This is a genomic window from Pantoea sp. (genome assembly GCF_039594315.1).
Lineage (GTDB): Bacteria > Pseudomonadota > Gammaproteobacteria > Enterobacterales > Enterobacteriaceae > Pantoea.
The window spans coordinates 26801-45263 of record NZ_JBCNNP010000033.1 but is presented as its reverse complement, the minus strand read 5'-3'; the positions used below and the strand labels follow the sequence as shown (position 1 = coordinate 45263).

18 protein-coding genes are annotated in these 18463 nt (G+C 55.2%); 15 read left to right on the top strand and 3 right to left on the bottom strand.

All coding sequences use genetic code 11. The features are described 5' to 3' along the window. The first annotated feature begins 35 nt into the window (after positions 1-35). Entirely contained in the window at positions 36-1256 is a 1221-nt protein-coding gene (fabB, locus tag ABDW13_RS16755; protein WP_343553683.1) for a beta-ketoacyl-ACP synthase I, read from the top strand. A 227-nt stretch (positions 1257-1483) separates the two neighbouring features. Next, on the top strand, positions 1484-2665 hold the full coding sequence (locus ABDW13_RS16750; RefSeq protein WP_343553682.1) for an MFS transporter: 1182 nt from the start codon (positions 1484-1486) through the stop codon (positions 2663-2665). Here the strand turns inward: ABDW13_RS16750 and ABDW13_RS16745 are convergent. Next, complete coding sequence (locus ABDW13_RS16745) at positions 2628-4064, bottom strand: PLP-dependent aminotransferase family protein (protein ID WP_343553681.1); 1437 nt, start codon at positions 4062-4064, stop codon at positions 2628-2630. The genes ABDW13_RS16750 and ABDW13_RS16745 overlap by 38 nt on opposite strands. A gap of 86 nt (positions 4065-4150) precedes the next feature. Here ABDW13_RS16745 and ABDW13_RS16740 point away from each other — a divergent pair, with 86 nt between their 5' ends. Next, positions 4151-4594: a rhodanese-like domain-containing protein gene (locus ABDW13_RS16740; protein ID WP_343553680.1), complete on the top strand. Its 444-nt coding sequence runs from the start codon at positions 4151-4153 to the stop codon at positions 4592-4594. Here the strand turns inward: ABDW13_RS16740 and flk are convergent. Then, complete coding sequence (gene flk, locus ABDW13_RS16735) at positions 4591-5622, bottom strand: flagella biosynthesis regulator Flk (protein ID WP_343553679.1); 1032 nt, start codon at positions 5620-5622, stop codon at positions 4591-4593. The two genes, ABDW13_RS16740 and flk, sit on opposite strands and share 4 nt — an antisense overlap. A gap of 113 nt (positions 5623-5735) precedes the next feature. Further along, the gene (locus tag ABDW13_RS16730; protein WP_343553678.1) at positions 5736-6641 is read right to left on the bottom strand and encodes a DMT family transporter; all 906 of its coding nucleotides are present in this window, start codon (positions 6639-6641) and stop codon (positions 5736-5738) included. 94 nt (positions 6642-6735) lie between these two features. Here ABDW13_RS16730 and ABDW13_RS16725 point away from each other — a divergent pair, with 94 nt between their 5' ends. From ABDW13_RS16725 to argT, 12 genes are all read left to right on the top strand, one after another. Then, positions 6736-7515: a helix-turn-helix transcriptional regulator gene (locus ABDW13_RS16725; protein WP_343553677.1), complete on the top strand. Its 780-nt coding sequence runs from the start codon at positions 6736-6738 to the stop codon at positions 7513-7515. 58 nt (positions 7516-7573) lie between these two features. Next, entirely contained in the window at positions 7574-8698 is a 1125-nt protein-coding gene (pdxB, locus tag ABDW13_RS16720; protein WP_343553676.1) for a 4-phosphoerythronate dehydrogenase PdxB, read from the top strand. A 102-nt stretch (positions 8699-8800) separates the two neighbouring features. Further along, on the top strand, positions 8801-9811 hold the full coding sequence (locus tag ABDW13_RS16715; RefSeq protein WP_343553675.1) for an aspartate-semialdehyde dehydrogenase: 1011 nt from the start codon (positions 8801-8803) through the stop codon (positions 9809-9811). Continuing rightward, positions 9811-10617, top strand: coding sequence for a tRNA pseudouridine(38-40) synthase TruA (truA, locus tag ABDW13_RS16710; protein WP_343553674.1), 807 nt, complete (start codon positions 9811-9813; stop codon positions 10615-10617). The genes ABDW13_RS16715 and truA overlap by 1 nt, the downstream gene beginning before the upstream one ends. Before the next feature lie 29 nt (positions 10618-10646). Next, positions 10647-11309 carry a DedA family protein gene (locus ABDW13_RS16705; protein WP_343553673.1) on the top strand — a complete coding sequence of 221 codons (663 nt, stop codon included), beginning with the start codon at positions 10647-10649 and terminating at the stop codon, positions 11307-11309. 132 nt (positions 11310-11441) lie between these two features. Continuing rightward, positions 11442-12350: an acetyl-CoA carboxylase, carboxyltransferase subunit beta gene (gene accD, locus ABDW13_RS16700; protein WP_343553672.1), complete on the top strand. Its 909-nt coding sequence runs from the start codon at positions 11442-11444 to the stop codon at positions 12348-12350. 66 nt (positions 12351-12416) lie between these two features. Next, the gene (folC, locus tag ABDW13_RS16695) at positions 12417-13682 is read left to right on the top strand and encodes a bifunctional tetrahydrofolate synthase/dihydrofolate synthase (protein WP_343553670.1); all 1266 of its coding nucleotides are present in this window, start codon (positions 12417-12419) and stop codon (positions 13680-13682) included. Next, positions 13672-14421 carry a cell division protein DedD gene (gene dedD / locus ABDW13_RS16690; protein WP_343553669.1) on the top strand — a complete coding sequence of 250 codons (750 nt, stop codon included), beginning with the start codon at positions 13672-13674 and terminating at the stop codon, positions 14419-14421. The genes folC and dedD overlap by 11 nt, the downstream gene beginning before the upstream one ends. 250 nt (positions 14422-14671) lie before the next feature. After that, positions 14672-15157 carry a colicin V production protein gene (cvpA, locus tag ABDW13_RS16685; RefSeq protein WP_008105200.1) on the top strand — a complete coding sequence of 162 codons (486 nt, stop codon included), beginning with the start codon at positions 14672-14674 and terminating at the stop codon, positions 15155-15157. 36 nt (positions 15158-15193) lie between these two features. Continuing rightward, positions 15194-16711, top strand: coding sequence for an amidophosphoribosyltransferase (purF, locus tag ABDW13_RS16680; RefSeq protein WP_008105199.1), 1518 nt, complete (start codon positions 15194-15196; stop codon positions 16709-16711). Between the two features lie 116 nt (positions 16712-16827). Then, positions 16828-17397 (top strand): UbiX family flavin prenyltransferase, encoded by a 570-nt coding sequence (locus ABDW13_RS16675; protein WP_343553668.1) that lies wholly within the window; start codon positions 16828-16830, stop codon positions 17395-17397. 281 nt (positions 17398-17678) lie between these two features. Next, positions 17679-18461 carry a lysine/arginine/ornithine ABC transporter substrate-binding protein ArgT gene (gene argT, locus ABDW13_RS16670; RefSeq protein ID WP_343553667.1) on the top strand — a complete coding sequence of 261 codons (783 nt, stop codon included), beginning with the start codon at positions 17679-17681 and terminating at the stop codon, positions 18459-18461. The last annotated feature ends 2 nt before the right edge of the window (positions 18462-18463 follow it).

Sequence of the window (18463 nt, the reverse complement as noted above, 5' to 3'; positions counted from 1 at the left end):
CACCACATCCAAATATGTGGAACGAGGATTATTGAATGAAACGTGCAGTGATTACTGGCCTGGGTATTGTTTCCAGCATTGGTAATAACCAGCAAGAAGTGCTGGCTTCTCTGCGTGAAGGCCGTTCAGGTATCACTTTCTCTGAAGAGATGAGAGATGCCGGTATGCGCAGTCACGTATGGGGCAACGTCAAACTGGATACCAACGGGCTCATCGATCGCAAAATCGTGCGTTTCATGAGTGATGCCTCTATTTATGCTTACCTCTCCATGGCCGAAGCGATCAAAGATTCTGGCCTGACTGACGAGCAGTATCAGCAAAATCCTCGTGTTGGCCTGATTGCCGGTTCCGGCGGTGGTTCTCCGCGTTATCAGGTGTTTGGTGCTGACGCGATGCGTAGCCCACGCGGCCTTAAAGCGGTAGGTCCATATGTTGTGACCAAAGCCATGGGTTCTGGCGTTTCAGCTTGTCTGGCAACCCCCTTCAAAATCCACGGTGTGAACTACTCAATCAGTTCAGCTTGTGCGACTTCTGCACACTGCATCGGTAACGCGGTTGAGCAGATCCAACTGGGCAAGCAGGACATCGTGTTTGCTGGCGGCGGCGAAGAGCTGAGTTGGGAAATGGCCTGTGAGTTCGATGCGATGGGCGCACTGTCCACCAAATACAACGAAACGCCAGAAAAAGCCTCACGTACTTACGATGCTAACCGTGATGGTTTCGTCATCGCTGGCGGCGGCGGTATGGTGGTGGTCGAGGAGCTGGAACACGCTCTGGCACGTGGTGCACACATCTACGCTGAAATCGTCGGTTACGGCGCAACGTCAGACGGCGCAGACATGGTTGCTCCTTCAGGCGAAGGCGCAGTGCGCTGCATGAAGATGGCAATGCAAGGTCTTGATACCCCAATCGATTACCTCAACACCCACGGTACTTCTACGCCAGTCGGTGATGTGAAAGAGCTGGGTGCGATTCGCGAAGTGTTTGGCGACAACTGCCCATCCATATCTGCTACCAAAGCGATGACCGGTCACTCACTGGGTGCGGCAGGCGTGCAGGAAGCGATTTACACCTTGCTGATGCTGGAACACGGCTTTATCGCGCCAAGCATCAACGTGGAAGAGCTGGATGAAGCAGGTAAAGGTCTGAACATCGTGACCAAGCCAACTGAAAAAGCGCTGACCACCGTGATGTCAAACAGCTTCGGCTTTGGCGGAACTAACGCGACTTTAACTATGCGTAAACTGCCAGCGTAATTGCCCGTAGGGTCGCCATTTATGGTGACCTGGCAATGCTGATTATCAAGGGCCGGTTAATCCGGCCCTTGTTGTTTTTGACAATTCCCCCTTCGCTTACCTACACTCATCCTCCTCGACTTACGAAATAAAATTATCAATTCCATCTTGATGTGAACCAAATATCCCGTTTCTGTGTTATCGCAGCAAGCGCGCGTGTCTGGTGATTACAAGGAGTTTGACCGATCATGACCACCACTGCTGATGCGCAGACGCCATCCGTTTTGCCGCTCGCCTGCACTTCCTTTGCGGTATTCCTGACCTATTTAACCGCAGGTCTGGCGCTGCCGGTGATTCCGCTGTATGTCCATCAGGAATTGGGCATGAGCAACGTGATGGTGGGCGTAGCGGTCGGCATTCAGTTCTTTGCCACGCTATTAACGCGCAGTTTCGCCGGGCGTCGTGCCGATCAACACGGTGCCAAACTCACCACGCAACATGGCATGATCGCCATCGCGCTGGTGGGCGTGGCTTATCTCGCCGCTGCGCTGTTGCCGGTTTCACCTTGGGCCAAATTTGGTTTGCTGGCAGTCGGGCGCTTATTGCTCGGTTTTGGCGAAAGCTTGCTGCTGACCGGCAATCTGACGTGGGGCATGGGATTGGTCGGCAGCAAACGTTCCGGCTTGGTGATGTCGTGGAACGGCATGGCGATATATGGATCGCTGGCCGCCGGTGCGCCATTGGGTTTGTTGATAAATCAGCACGGCGGATTTGCCGCACTCGGCGCGGTCGCCATGTTGCTGCCGTTGCTGGCACTGGCGCTCAATAGTTGGATCAGCAAAGTGCCGGTGGCAGGAGGCGAACGCCCATCCCTGTTCAGCGTAGTGAAAATCATCTTCCAGCCAGGGTTGGCACTGGCGCTGCAAGGCACCGGTTTCGCTGTTATCGGCACGTTTACGTCGCTCTATTTCGCCGCAGAAAACTGGGGCAATGCCGGTTTCGCACTCACCGCCTTTGGCTGTGCTTTTGTTATGGTGCGGGTGTTTTTTGGCGGTTTGCCGGATCGCCATGGCGGCGTAAAAGTGGCGATGGTTTCGCTGCTGGTGGAGAGCGCCGGTTTACTGACGCTGGCCTTTGCCAGTTCTGGCGGGATGGCGCTGATTGGCGCAGCGTTGACCGGCTGTGGCTGTTCGCTGATATTCCCGGCGCTGGGCGTTGAGGTGATCAAGCGCGTCTCGCCACAGATTCGTGGCACCGCACTTGGCGGCTTCTCGGCGTTTCAGGATATCGCTTACGGTACCAGCGGCCCGTTAACCGGTTTGCTGGCGACCGCGCTCGGTTACGGTTCAGTCTATTTGGCCGGAGCATGCTGCGCCGCGCTGGGAATTTTGGTTACCTGGACGTTTGCACGTCACGTGACAACAGCATAACCAGCTTATCGCAGGCGCTGACGATTTCTCCGGGCGTCAGCGCGGCGAATCCCAACAACCATCCCGCTTGTCGCGGGTTATCCGCATACAACGGCGACAGGCGCGGCAATAACAATCCCATTTCGCCAGCTTGCTGGGTTAATTGCGCTTCATCGCCGTGCAGCAGTTGCACCGTTAACTGCAAACCACCTGCCGCAGGCAAAGGTTTGAGCCATGCTGGCAAGCGCGTTTCGATCTGCTCCAGTAAGCAATCACGCCGACTGCGATACAACTGGCGCATCAAGCGCAAATGACTGGCGAAATGACCTTGTTGCATGAACTCGGCGGTAATCGCTTGCGGCAGTAAAGCGCTGTGACCATCCATTACGCTGCGCGCGCGACCCAACGCATCGACCAATTGCGGCGGCACCACCATCCAGGCCAGGCGTAGCGACGGGAATAAGGTTTTGGAGAAGGTGCCGAGGCAAATTACCCGCGCATCCGCTTCTAATCCTTGCAGCGCCGGAGCAGGGCGATCGTCGTAGTGAAATTCGCTGTCGTAATCGTCCTCGATCAGCCAGCTATCATGCTGTTTTGCCCACGCCAGCCACTGTAATCGTCGCGCCAAACTCATCGGCGAGCCGCTCGGATAGTGATGCGCCGGGGTTAAATACACCAGTTTTGCGCTGCCATCGAGCGGCACCGCACCTTCAGCATCCAGCGGCATGGCGCGACAGCGCGCCCCAGCGGCAAGAAACGCATTGCGCGCCCCGGGATAACCTGGCTCCTCCAGCCACACATCGTCTTGCGCATCGAGAAACATCAGCGCCAGCAATTGCAGCGCCTGTTGCGAACTGGTCAACATTACAATTTGTTCAGCCGAACAGCGCACACCCCGCGACAGCGCCAGATAATCCGCCACCGCTTGGCGCAAAGCGGGTAATCCCAGTGGATCGCCATAACCCATCACTTTACTGCCTTGCGTGCGCTGCACCTGCGCGCTGATGCGGCGCCACTGCGCGTGGGGAAAAGCGCGCAATTCCGGCGAACCGGCAGCAAAAGCATGTGGAAAAGGCGGATCCTGGCAGCCACCGGTTGCCAGCACTTGTTGACCGCGCTGCGAAAAGCGCGGCGAACGATCTACGCTCACTTTTGGCGTGGAGAGTGACATCTGAATCGACACAAAGGTACCGCGCCCGCTGTGACGTTGCAGATAGCCTTCGCTCTCCAGCTGCGCATAAGCCGCTTCCACCGTAACGCGTGACAGCGACAAATCCGCCGCCAACTGGCGACTGGAAGGTAACTTTTGTTGATGGCGCAGATGTCCTTTGGCAATGGCCTGGCGCAGGGTGGCGCACAGACGATCGCGCAGGCCACCTTGGGTTTGATGACTAAACAGCGATAAAAACGAAGTGCGCATAATGGTCTTATCATCATAATGAAAGTGGTCTCAGTATGCAGACCACTTTGCCGTAAACTGGCGGAAAATCACAGCAGGAGAATACGATGTCAGCGGTATTAAAATTTGCGCCAGCGAGCGCCGAACAGAGCGTGGCTTATCTGCAACATAAACTGGCGTATTACACCGATGCGTGGGATTTAGCCGAAGATATGGCGCAAGGTATTAGTGAGATTGTGGTGATTGATGCGCGTTCCAGCGAGGTCTATCAAGCCGGGCACATTTGTGGCGCATTGTCGTTCCCGCATCGCACCATGAATGCGGAATCCACCGCGCATCTTGATCGCCGCAAAGTCTACATCACCTATTGCGACGGCATTGGTTGCAACGGCTCAACCAAAGCGGCGCTGAAGCTGGCAGAGTTGGGCTTTCAGGTAAAGGAACTGATTGGCGGGTTAGATTTCTGGAAACGCGACGGTCATCCGATGGCGTGGGGCACAGCAGCGGGCGAATGGCCCAATGCCACGCCCGCTGCCAACTGCGGCTGCTAGATAAACAGCCACAGCAGGAAGATGAACAGGAAAAGCCCGGCGATTAGCGTGAATGCCGGGCGTTGCGCTAACGGCTCTGGCAGCATCTGGATGAACGGCGACCAAATCGGCTGCGGGCGAATTTCGCTATCCGCCAGCGGCTGTTCATGCAGTTTCTCGGCGCGACGGCTAAACAGCAGATTAAGCAAATCCTGCGTCTGGGTAGGCGTCAATACCGTTTGCGGCGTCGCCTGGAAACGCTGCTGGCTGTAATCTTCCAGCAAACGCTGCTCATCATGGGTCAGTGGCTGACGCAATGAGGTTTCCAGCATCTGCAAGGTGGGCGCACTGTGCTGCGCTAGCGTCTGGCGCACCTGCAAATATTGCGTCAGCAACGGGAAATGGCGGGAAGGGATCGGATCGCCACTTTTCAAATTCACCAGTTTCAAGGTATCAGCCAGCAGTTTCACCGGCGATTCACCGGTTTTCGCCGCCAGTCGCGTAACCTGCTGATTCAGTGATTGCTGCTCGGCGGGTAGCAACGAACGATCCGAGACGCGCGTTTGCTGCGGCTGCGGGATCGCCATCTGCCCGTTTTGCAACATCGTCAATACCTGACGCAGTTGATCCTGCGACAGCGCACTTAACACCGTTTGATTAAACTGCTGACGAATAAACTCGCTCACCGCCTGGCGATTGTTGCCCTGCGGCAATTTTTCCAGCAGCTGTTGCAATAACTGACGCGTGGCAAGGCTGTTTTGTACCTGAGTCAGGCGACCATTCAGATGCTGTTCTGCCGCCGGGAAATGACGTGATTGCAGCTCTGCTTCATTCTTTACGCCAACTTCATGACGCACGCCCGCCCACAACTCGGGTGCTTTCAGCGTGCTCAACGACATGATGCGCACAATCAGGCGCTCCAGCGTTGTACGCTGGGCAGGAGATAACGGCTGTTCACCGGCAGGACCGCCAGGACGCGCAGGGCCAGTCGCTGGCGTTAAAGAGGAACGATCGCCCGCGGGCACACCGGGACCGCTGATAGGTTGCATGGCGGAATCCTTGAAAAACGGGTCAGATCCGGGTGCGCCGGAAAAACGAGGCCATATGATAGCAAAAGCCCCCAGGAAATCCACGGGGGCTGCGGCCTTTCCAGATAATAAAATCAGGCGGCGGGATCCGCCAGGCTGGCGTTACGTGGCTTACGAAGCGGTGTTTTCAGACGTTGCGCCAGGATCACGCCCACTAATGTCATGCCGCCGCCAATCCAGTGATAGGCATGCAACTGCTCGTGCAGGAACATGACTGCGATAATTGCAGTAAAGGCCGGTACGAAGTTCATGAAAATACTGGTGGTGCTGGCACCGAGTCGCTGCACACCGAGGATCCACAAGAACGGCGCAATGATTGAGGCAAACAATCCGGCATACAATACCAACGGCAGGTTGTGCGGATTGAGCGACACATCCGGCGCGCGCAGGAATCCTGGCAACAGCAGCAGGACGCCAAAGAAAATCTGCACATACAGGCTTTGCCAGGTCGGCAGCGGAATTGCCCAGCGCTTCGTTAACACGCCGTATAGCGCGTAAGAGGTTGATGCTGCCAGCATCATCAATTCACCATTGCCGAGACGTTGATTGAGCAACTGCGCAGGATTGCCTGCGCTGACCAGCCACACCAAACCGACAAACGATAAAATCCCGCCAATCAGGATGCCGCGCGTTGGCGCAAGGCGCAGCACCACGATGCTTAACAAAATGGTCAGCAGCGGAATGGTCGCGCCAAGAATGCCCATCATCACCGCCGACACGCTGTGCGCCGCGTAGTACGCCAGGCTTTGATACAGCACCATGCCGAGCAGGCCAAGCGTCAATAAACGCCAGCCGTTGGCTTTAATGGTGAGACGATGACGCCATACGCCTGGCAGGCAAAACGGCGTTAACACCAGCAAAGCCAGCAACCAGCGATAGAAGGAGATCGCCGCCGGATCGATGCTGCCCGCCGAGAGTTTGCTGACAATCGTATTGATCGACCAGATCAGTACCGCGATCAGCGGAAACAGTAAATTCATGATACAGCTCCTCAGATAATCGCGAATAGTTTACGTTTGACCGGTTTAAACTAGATAGTTAAAATCGGACAATATTTGTTAGTGACCGGACAGAATGAATCTTCAAGTCGAATATCAACCGCCAATTGATGCGCCGTTATTACGCTTCTTCATGCGCTACGACGAGGTCAATGCCAAAACTGAATATCTGCCGCATGCGCACGATTGGGGGCAGGCGATATTCGTCACCAGCCATGTGTTGGAGATGGAAGTGGAAGGTGAACGTCTGCTGACGCCCGCCGATATGCCGATCTGGATCCCGCCCGGCCATCGCCACAGTAGCTACAACCACAATTACGCGCGTTTTTGCACCTTCAATCTTGCCGCCGATCTTTGCACCGATATGCCGGATAAAGCCTGCTTGCTGCATGTTGATGGCATTGTGCATGCGATCATGAGCGAGTTTGCATCCCGTGAACTGGAGCAACCGCAAACGCAAGCCGATTGGCGTTTATGTGAAGTGCTGATTGATCGGCTGCGCGTGGCGCCGGTGCACAACAGCTATTTGCCGATGTCGGATGACAAATTTCTCGCGCCGATTTTGCGCGCGCTGGAAGCGCATCCTGGCGACAACACCACACTGGCACAATGGGCGAAGCGGGTGTTCACCACTGAGCGTACGCTGGCGCGGCGCTGTCAGCAGCAGTTGAATATGTCATTCAGCGAATGGCGGCAGCGTTTACGTTTTTTGCGCGCTATCGCCTTGCTGGAACAGGGTTGCAGCGTGCAAGGCATCGCGCATGAACTGGGTTACAGTTCGGCGTCGGCGCTGATTGTGATGTTTCAGCAACAGGCCGGCACCACGCCCGATCGCTATCGCAGCCGGTTAGGTTAATCTCCGGCTTTATGGCAAAATACGCGCCTCAAAATTCTTCGCAGACAGGACCGCCGCAGTGAAAATTCTCGTCGATGAAAATATGCCTTATGCCCGTGAACTGTTCAGCCGCACTGGCGATGTTGTCGCCGTGCCGGGACGTCCGCTGCCAGAAGCCGAGCTGCAAGATGCCGACGGCCTGATGGTGCGCTCGGTCACCAAAGTGAACGCGGCGCTGTTAGCGGGAACGCCAGTGAAATTTGTCGGCACCGCGACGGCGGGCACCGATCACGTTGACGATGCCTCGCTGGCGGCGGCCGGTATCAGCTTCTCGGCGGCGCCCGGCTGTAACGCGATTGCGGTGGTGGAATATGTGTTCTCTTCACTGCTGCTGCTGGCCGAGCGCGATGGCTTTGCGCTGCGTGATCGTACCGTTGGCATTGTTGGCGTCGGCAATGTCGGTGGCAGATTGCAGAAGCGGCTTGAAGCGTGGGGCGTGAAAACCCTGCTGTGCGATCCACCGCGCGCCGATCGTGGCGATCAGGAAGCATTCCATTCACTGGATGAGCTGGTCGCACAGGCCGATATCCTCACTTTCCACACGCCGCTGTTTAAAGATGGCCGGTATAAAAGCTGGCATCTGGCTGATGCGGCGCTGCTGATGGCGCTGAAACCCAATACCATTCTGATCAACGCCTGTCGCGGTGCGGTGGTGGATAACGCCGCGCTGCTGGAAGTGCTGAAAATGCGTCACGATCTCAGCGTAGTGCTGGATGTGTGGGAGCCGGAACCGGAACTGTCACTGGATCTGCTGGATAAAGTCGATATCGCCACTGCGCACATTGCCGGTTACACGCTGGAGGGCAAAGCGCGCGGCACCACGCAAGTATTCGAAGCCTGGTGTGAATTTATCGGTCAGCCGCAGCAGGTCTCTCTGGATAGCCTGTTGCCTGCGCCAGAATTCGGCTCCGTTACGTTACGCGGCAAACTCGATCAGCCAACGCTAAAACGCCTGGTGCATCTGGTGTATGATGTGCGCCGCGATGATGCGCCGCTGCGTAAAGTGGCCGCGCAGCCGGGCGAGTTTGATCGCCTGCGCAAACAATATGAAGAGCGTCGTGAATGGTCATCGTTGCAGGTAAATTGCGATGATGCCGAGACGGCGGCGATGCTCAATCAACTCGGCTTTCGCGCCAGTTTGTAAAGTTAATTCAATCACCTGCGATAATGTGCGGGAAAAATCCTAAATCTCGGGCGGTGTTTTCACCGCCTTCTGTTTTTGTGTCATTGTCTGGAGTAAACCAACATGTCTGACGGCTGGAATATCGCGCTTTTAGGCGCAACAGGCGCAGTAGGGAACGCTGTACTGGAACTGCTGGCTGAACGCCAGTTCCCGGTTGGTGAGTTGTATTTGCTGGCAAGTGAAAACGGTGCTGGTGAAAACAAACGTTTTGAGGGACGTACCGTAATCGTGCAAGACGCGGCAGAATTTGACTGGACGCAGGTACAACTGGCGTTCTTTACTGCCGGACGTGAAGCGTCGGCGCGCTATGCCGAAGAAGCTGCCAGCCAGGGTTGTTTGGTGATCGACAGCAGCGATCTGTTCGCGCTGGAGCCGGATGTGCCGCTGGTGGTGCCAGACGTCAATCCGCAAGTGCTGGCTGATTATCGTAATCGCAACATCATCACCGTTGCGGATAGCCTGGTAAGCCAGCTGCTGTGCGCCATCAAACCGCTGGTGGATCTGGCCGGTTTGAGCCGTTTGCAGGTAACTAACCTGATCGCCGCTTCCAGCCATGGTAAAGCCGCGGTAGATGGTTTGGCGGGCGAAAGCGCGCGTTTACTCAATGGTGTTCCGGCGGAAACCCACTATTTTGGCCGCCAGTTGGCGTTCAACATGTTGCCGCTGTTAGCTGACAGCAACGGCAGCGTTGAGAGCGAGCGCCGCGTGGTTGAACAGGTGCGTAAAGTGTTGCAGGACGAAGGTTTGCCGATTGCTGTGACCAGCATTCAAGCGCCGGTGTTTTATGGCAATGCGCAGATCGTGCACGTTGAGAATCTGCGTCCGCTGTCAGCGGAAGAAGCGCGTGATGAGCTGGGCCGCGGCGGTGATATCAATCTGACTGAAGAGAGCGATTATCCAACGCAAGTGGGTGATGCTTCCGGTAGCGACGTGCTGAGCATTGGCTGCGTGCGCAACGATTATGGCATGCCAGAACAGCTGCAATTCTGGTCGGTCTCCGACAACGTCCGCTTCGGCGGTGCACTGATGGCAGTGAAAACCGCCGAGAAGCTGGTGCAGGAGTATTTCTATTAATGTTACCTGAAGGTAAGACGCTTAAGCTGGCGTTGGGTATTGAATACGATGGCAGCCGTTATTATGGCTGGCAGCGGCAAAACGAAGTGCGCAGCGTGCAGGAAAAGTTGGAAAAAGCGCTGTCGAAAGTGGCGGATCATCCGGTGGTGGTGTTTTGTGCCGGCCGCACCGATGCCGGTGTGCATGGCACTGGACAAGTGGTGCATTTTGAAACCACTTCGCCACGCGCCGATGCTGCATGGACGTTAGGCGTGAATGCCAATTTGCCGGCGGATATTGCGGTGCGTTGGGTGAAAGCGGTGCCGGAAGAGTTTCATGCGCGTTTTAGCGCCACCGCACGGCGTTATCGTTATGTGATTTACAACCATCGGCTGCGTCCGGCGATTCTGGCGCAAGGCATTACCCATTTTTACCATCCGCTGGATGTGGAAAAAATGCAGCGCGCCGGTCAGGTGTTGATTGGCGAGAACGACTTTACCTCGTTCCGCGCGGTGCAGTGCCAATCACGTACGCCGTGGCGCAACGTGATGCATCTGAATGTGACGCGTCATGGTCCGTATGTGGTGGTGGATATTAAAGCCAACGCCTTTGTACATCACATGGTGCGCAACATTGTTGGCAGCCTGATGGAAATAGGTTGCGGCAATCAGCCCGAAGAGTGGATGGCGACGCTGTTAGCCGCGAAAGATCGTACGTTGGCGGCGGCGACCGCCAAAGCCGAGGGGCTCTATTTGGTGGCGGTGGATTATCCATCCCACTTTGCATTACCTCAGCCTGCGTTGGGACCGTTGTTCCTTGCAGATTAACCGTTAATTAATGGACGTCGGGGAGACGTATGGAATTCATCCACTTTCTAATCGATTTTATTCTGCATATTGATGTGCATTTGGCGGAGTTGGTGGCGCAGTACGGCGTGTGGATCTACGCCATACTGTTCCTGATTCTGTTCTGTGAAACCGGTTTGGTGGTTACCCCGTTCTTGCCGGGCGACTCTCTGCTGTTTGTGGCGGGCGCGCTAGCGGCGTTGCCTGGCAACGATCTCAACGTGCATGTGATGGTGACATTGCTGGTGATCGCCGCCATCCTCGGCGATGCGGTGAACTACACTATTGGTCGTCTGTTCGGTGAGAAGCTATTTAGTAATCCGAACTCAAAAATTTTCCGTCGCAGCTATCTGGATAAGACCCACGCGTTCTACGATCGCCACGGCGGCAAAACCATTATACTTGCGCGCTTTGTGCCAATCGTGCGAACCTTTGCCCCCTTTGTGGCAGGGATGGGGCACATGTCTTATCGCCACTTTGCGCTCTTTAACGTTACGGGCGCGCTGCTGTGGGTGCTGTTGTTCTCTTATGCCGGCTACCTGTTTGGTGATTTGCCAGTAGTACAAGAGAACCTCAAGTTGCTGATTGTTGGCATTATCGTGGTTTCGATACTGCCAGGCGTCATTGAAGTGTGGCGTCATCGTCGCCAGGCGCGTCAGCAGAAGTCACAGTAACGCCGTAACCAGATTTTTATCCACAGCGTGAACGGGTTGTGGTTTAATGAGCGACATTTACGGCCTGCTGAAGGTGATTTCAGCAGTAACGAGAAGACTGGACCAGGTCAGCATTAAATAGAAAGGTCATCAATGAGCTGGATTGAACGCATACTGAATAAAAGCACCACCACACCAACGCGCAAAGCCAGCATCCCGGAAGGGGTGTGGACCAAGTGCGATAGCTGTGGTCAGGTGCTGTACCGCGCCGAACTGGAGCGTAACCTCGAGGTCTGCCCGAAGTGCGACCATCACATGCGCATGCACGCTCGTGAGCGTCTGCATAGCATGCTGGATGAAGGTTCGCTGGTTGAGCTGGGAAGCGAACTGGAGCCAAAGGATCTGCTGAAGTTCCGCGACTCCAAGAAGTACAAAGATCGTCTGGTGGCTGCACAGAAAGACACTGGCGAGAAAGACGCACTGATCACCATGAAAGGCACGCTGCACGGCATGCCGGTTGTGGCAGTGGCTTTTGAGTTCTCCTTTATGGGCGGCTCAATGGGTTCTGTAGTTGGCGCGCGTTTTGTACGCGGTGTTGAGCAGGCGTTGGAAGACAACTGCCCGCTGATCTGCTTCTCCGCTTCTGGCGGTGCGCGTATGCAAGAAGCGCTGCAATCCCTGATGCAGATGGCGAAAACCAGTGCTGCACTGGCGAAAATGCAGGAGCGCGGCTTGCCGTACATCTCGGTATTGACCGACCCAACCATGGGCGGCGTCTCTGCGAGTTTCGCCATGTTGGGCGATCTCAACGTCGCGGAACCGAAAGCGCTGATCGGCTTTGCCGGTCCACGCGTTATCGAACAGACCGTGCGTGAAAAACTGCCGCCGGGCTTCCAGCGCAGTGAGTTCCTGATTGAGAAAGGCGCGATCGACATGATCATCCGTCGTCCGGAAATGCGCTTTAAGCTGGCAAGCCTGCTGGCGAAAATGATGAACCTGCCAGCGCCAGTGCTGGATGGTGATCAGCCTAACGCGGCTGAGCCGGAGAGCAACGAAGCCTGACAGGCAACGGAAAGGCGCAGCGATGCGCCTTTTTACCAATGCACCGTAAATCAGTAAACGGGACACATGGACAATTCTCTTCCTCAAGCCACGTCGCCTTTGGCCACGTGGCTTCATTATCTTGAGCACCTGCATTCTCAGGCCATTGAACTCGGCCTGGACCGTATTCAACGCGTCGCTGAACGTCTCGACTTGCTCAAACCCGCTCCGTTTATCTTCACCGTCGCCGGCACCAACGGCAAAGGTACCACTTGCCGCACACTTGAAACGCTGCTGATGGCCGCGGGCTATCGTGTGGGCGTTTACAGTTCGCCGCATCTGGTGCGTTATACCGAGCGGGTGCGCGTGCAAGGCGCTGAACTGGATGAAGCGCTACACAGCGCCAGTTTCGCCAGCATTGAAGCGGGACGGGGTGAAATCTCACTCACCTATTTTGAGTTTGGCACCTTGTCGGCACTGAACCTGTTCCGCGATGCCAATCTTGACGTCGTGATCCTCGAAGTTGGTCTTGGCGGTCGTCTTGATGCCACTAACATCGTCGATGCCGACGTGGCAGTGATTACCAGTATCGCACTCGATCACACCGATTGGCTGGGGCCTGATCGCGAAAGCATTGGCCGTGAAAAAGCCGGTGTGTTCCGTGCAGGAAAACCGGCGGTGGTGGGTGAAGCCGATATGCCGAGTACCATCGCCGATGTGGCAGCCGAGAAGGGCGCGCAACTGTTGCAGCTCAATCGTGATTGGCAGTGGCAGCAAACCGGTGATAGCTGGATGTTGCAGGATGCGCACGGTGAGCTGCGCGATCTGCCGCTACCGCAAGTGCCATTGCCGAATGCGGCAACGGCATTGGCCGCGCTGCGTGCATCGGGTTTGCAGGTGAGTGAGGCGATCATTCGCCAGCATCTGCCGCTGGCGATTTTGCCGGGGCGTTTCCAGTCCGTGAGCGAATCGCCACGCGTGATTCTGGATGTGGCGCACAATCCGCATGCCGCTTATTATCTGGCTCGGCGTTTGGCTGAGTTGCCTCACAACGGCCAGGTGCATGCGGTGGTTGGCATGCTGCATGATAAAGACATCGCCGGAACGTTGGCGGCGCTGGTCCCGCAGGTGAATCATTGGTACTGCGCGCCGCTTGATGGCCCGCGCGGTGCTTCAGCGGATGAGCTGATAGCACATCTGGAAGGTGGCGTAGCATACCGCAATGTGGATGCTGCGTGGCAAGCGGCGCGCCAGCAGGCGCGTCCCGAAGATGTGATTCTGGTCTGTGGATCTTTCCACACCGTAGCGCAAGTTATGGAATCGATGACAGCGGAGAACGGCAGTGGCAAGTAAGTTTCAAAATCGCTTAGTCGGTACGGTCATTCTGGTGGCGATTGGCGTCATCGTGCTGCCGGGCCTGCTGGACGGTAAGAAAAAGCATTATAAAGAAGAGTTCGCCGCGATCCCGCTGGTGCCGAAACCGGACGATCAGCAGGATAGCGAAATGGTGCCACCGGTGACGCAACCTTTACCGTCGCAACCGCCAGAAGGTGCCAGCGCGGCGCAGAATCAGGAAGGTGGCAAAACGGCGACCACGGGCAGCACGCAACCGGCGCAGAATACCGAACCGAGTGTGGTGACGCCGCCGCCGGTACATCAGCAAGTTCAGCAGAAACCGGTAGAACAGCCGAAGCCAAAACCGGTCGAGCAGCCGAAACCGAAGCCGGTGGAACAACCGAAGCCAAAACCGGTTGAACAGCCAAAACCGAAGCCGGTCGAACAACCGAAACCGGTTGAGCAGAGCAAGCCAACTGAAACGCCGAAGCAAAGTGAGCCAGAAGCCCCAGCGGGTCAGGCATTTGTGGTGCAGCTTGGTGCGCTGAAGAACGCGGCGAAAGTGAGCGAGATTGTGGCGCAGCTGCGACTCTCCGGTTATCGTGCCTTTACCGTTCCTTCCACGCCGGTGCAGGGATCGATTACCCGCATTTATGTCGGTCCGGATGCCTCTAAAGCCAAGTTGCAGAGTTCATTAAGTGAGCTGCAAAGCATTTCTGGTCTGGGCGGCGTAGTGAAGCCGTATAGCGCGAGATAATGCGTTGATAAGTCGCGCCGATAGCAGTAAAAGGCGCGACTAAATTGCACATGATTAGCGAAGCGTAATTGAAAAAGTATTTAATATCAGTCAATTAAAAGATTGATATCCCATCGGGCGAGGAAAGTTTTTTTCATCGCCCTTTTTACGGATGCAGAACCGGAAAACCCTACGCAAACGTTTTCTTTTTCTGTTAGAATGCGCCCCGAACTGGATGCAGGGGTGCAATAGCACTGGGCTGGAAGAGTTCATGATCTGGATTGATTACGTCATTATTGCGGTAGTTGGTTTTTCGGCTTTGGTCAGCCTGATTCGTGGGTTTGTCCGTGAAGCCTTATCTCTCGTTACCTGGGGATGCGCGTTCTTTGTCGCCAGTCATTATTACGCCTACCTTGCAGTCTGGTTTACCGGTTTTAGTGACGAACTGGTTCGCAACGGCATCGCCATCGCGGTGCTATTCGTTGCCACCCTTATTGTGGGTGCCATCGTCAACTATGTCATCGGCTCGCTGGTTGAGAAAACTGGCTTGTCGGGAACCGACAGGGTGTTGGGGGTCTGTTTCGGGGCGTTGCGTGGCGTACTGATCGTATCTGCTATGCTCTTTTTCCTCGATACATTCACCGGCTTCTCGAAAAGCCCCGACTGGCAACAGTCGCAACTTATCCCCGAATTCAGTTACATCATCAGGTGGTTCTTTGATTACCTGAAAAGTACGTCGAGTTTTTTACCCCGGTGACACCATCGGGCGTGCGGCTAATGAGGAAAAGACAATATGTGCGGTATTGTTGGTATCACCGGTTTTATGCCAGTAAACCAGTCAATCTATGACGCGTTAACGGTGCTTCAGCACCGCGGGCAGGATGCCGCCGGCATTTGTACCATCGATGCTATTAACTGCTTCCGTTTGCGTAAAGCCAATGGTTTGGTCAGTGATGTGTTCGAAGCGCGCCACATGCAGCGTTTGCAGGGCAACATCGGGATTGGTCACGTGCGTTATCCCACAGCAGGCAGCTCCAGCGCCTCTGAAGCGCAGCCTTTCTATGTGAATTCGCCTTACGGCATCACATTGGCGCACAACGGTAACCTGACCAACGCACACGAGCTGCGTAAGCAACTGTTCGAAACGGGTCGCCGTCACGTTAATACCACCTCAGATTCCGAAATCCTGCTGAACATCTTCGCGCAGGAACTGGATCGTTTTCAGCATTACCCGCTGGAAGCGGACAACATTTTTGCTGCGGTGGCGGCGGTGCATCAGCAGGTGCGCGGCGCTTACGCAGTGGTTTCGATGATCATCGGTCACGGCATGGTGGCGTTCCGCGATCCCAACGGCATTCGTCCGCTGGTGCTGGGCAAGCGCGTGATTGCAGATGGTCGCACTGAATACATGGTGGCCTCGGAAAGCGTGGCGCTGGATACTCTGGGCTTCGAGTTCATTCGTGACGTCGCGCCAGGCGAAGCGGTGTACATCACCGAACAAGGCCAGCTTTCTACCCGTCAGTGTGCCGAGAACCCAAAAACCAATCCGTGTCTTTTCGAGTACGTTTACTTTGCCCGTCCGGATTCTTTCCTCGACAAAATTTCGGTGTACAGCGCACGTGTGCGCATGGGCACCAAGTTGGGCAACAAAATTGCGCGTGAGTGGGAAGATTTGGATATCGACGTGGTGATTCCGATTCCGGAAACTTCCACCGATATCGCGCTGGAAATCGCCCGCATCCTCGACAAGCCGTATCGTCAAGGTTTCGTGAAAAACCGCTATGTCGGCCGCACCTTTATCATGCCGGGCCAGCAGCAGCGCCGCAGCGCGGTTCGCCGTAAGCTGAACGCCAACCGTGCTGAGTTCCGTGATAAAAACGTGTTGCTGGTGGATGATTCCATCGTGCGTGGTACCACCTCAGAGCAGATTATTGAGATGGCACGTGAAGCGGGCGCCAAGAAAGTGTATCTCGCCTCAGCGGCCCCGGAAATCCGTTTCCCGAACGTGTACGGCATCGATATGCCAAGCGCCACCGAGCTGATTGCACACGGTCGTGAAGTTGACGAGATTTGCCAGCTGATCAAAGCGGATGCGCTGATTTTCCAGGATCTTAACGATCTGATTGAAGCGGTGCGCGAAGAGAATCCGGATATCGCCAACTTCGAGTGCTCGGTGTTCAACGGTATTTACGTCACCAAAGATGTCGATCAGCAGTACCTTGAGTATTTGCAGTCGCTGCGTAATGACGATTCCAAAGCCATTGCACGTCAGACCGAAGTCGAAGGTTTGGAGTTGCATAACGAAGGTTAATTCCCACGTTGTGGCATAGCATCAATAGGGCGGGCGCAATCCCGCCCTGTTTGTTTTTGTATTTTTGTTCAGGGAGCCGCTATCATTGCCGCAATCTGAACGGGTAAGGCTGAATTATGAAACGACTGATCATTGGTATTTCCGGCGCCAGCGGCGCGATCTATGGCGTACGCATGTTGCAAGTGCTGCAACCGCTTGCCGATGTGGAAACCCATTTGGTGATCAGTCCTGCGGCTCGACAAACCCTGGCATTGGAAACGGATTACAGCCTGCGCGATGTGCAAGCGATGGCTGATGTGGTGCATGACGTGCGCGATATTGCGGCCAGTATTTCGTCCGGCTCGTTCAAAACGCTCGGCATGGCGATTGCGCCCTGTTCGATGAAAACGCTGTCAGGCATTGTGCACAGCTACAGCGATAGCTTACTGACGCGCGCCGCCGATGTGGTGCTAAAAGAGCAGCGTAAACTGGTGCTATGCGTGCGCGAAACACCGTTGCACTTAGGACATTTGCGCATGATGACCACCGCAGCCGAGTTGGGTGCGCTGATTATGCCGCCGGTACCTGCGTTTTATCACCGCCCTCAATCGATCAGCGATTTGGTCGATCAAACCGTCAATCGCGTGCTCGATCAGTTCGACATCGAATTGCCTGAAGATCTTTTCACTCGCTGGAATGGCGCATAACGGTGCATTAATGCACTGCTTGTGTGCAATTTCGCGTGCGCGATCACTCTTCGTGCATCTTGTGCACCAAAAGTTAACAATGTCGCTTTTTCTTCCTCACACCGCTGTTATATTTCCCTCACAAACTAAGTGCTTGCGCCGCTTATCGGTGCGGTATTTAGTGCGCTTGCGCATGCTTTAGCCGATTCGCATAACTGGCATGAAACGTGCACATCTTTCAGCGCAAACCAACAACACATCACGAACCACATAACAATAAGCACTTCACTTGAGGGTTACCTATGAAAAAGCGAGTTTTGGCTCTTTCTCTGATGCTGGCGATGGCAAGTAGCGCGAGTGTTTTCGCCGCCGTGCCGAAAAATGTGCGCATCGGAACTGACCCGACTTATCCGCCATTCGAATCCAAGAACGCGCAAGGCCAACTGGTTGGCTTTGATATCGATCTGGCAAACGAAATTTGTAAGCGTATCAAGACCCAATGTACTTATGTGGAAAGTGACTTCGATGCGCTGATCCCGTCGCTGAAAGCCAAGAAAATCGACGCCATCATTTCATCCCTCTCGATCACTGAAAAGCGTCAGGAAGAGATCGCCTTCTCCGAGAAGTTGTACGCAGCAAACGCGCGTTTAGTTGCGCCGAAAGGCTCTACGCTGCAACCAACCATTGAATCGCTGAAAGGCAAAAACATCGGCCTGCTACAAGGCACCACGCAAGAAACCTATGCGAAAGAGAACTGGCAGCCAAAAGGTGTCACCGTGACGCCATACGCTAACCAGGATCTGGTGTATCAGGATCTGAATGCCGGCCGTATCGATGCCGCGTTCCAGGACGAAGTGCAGGCGAGCGAAGGCTTCCTGAAACAGCCTGTGGGCAAAAATTATGCATTTGCCGGCCCGGCAGTTAAAGATGACAAAATCTTTGGCGTCGGTACCGGTATGGGCCTGCGTAAAGATGATGCCGATCTGAAAGCAGCCATTGATAAAGCCTTTACCGACATGCGTAAAGACGGCACCTACGACAAGATTGCCAAGAAGTATTTTGATTTTAATGTGTACGGCGACTAACA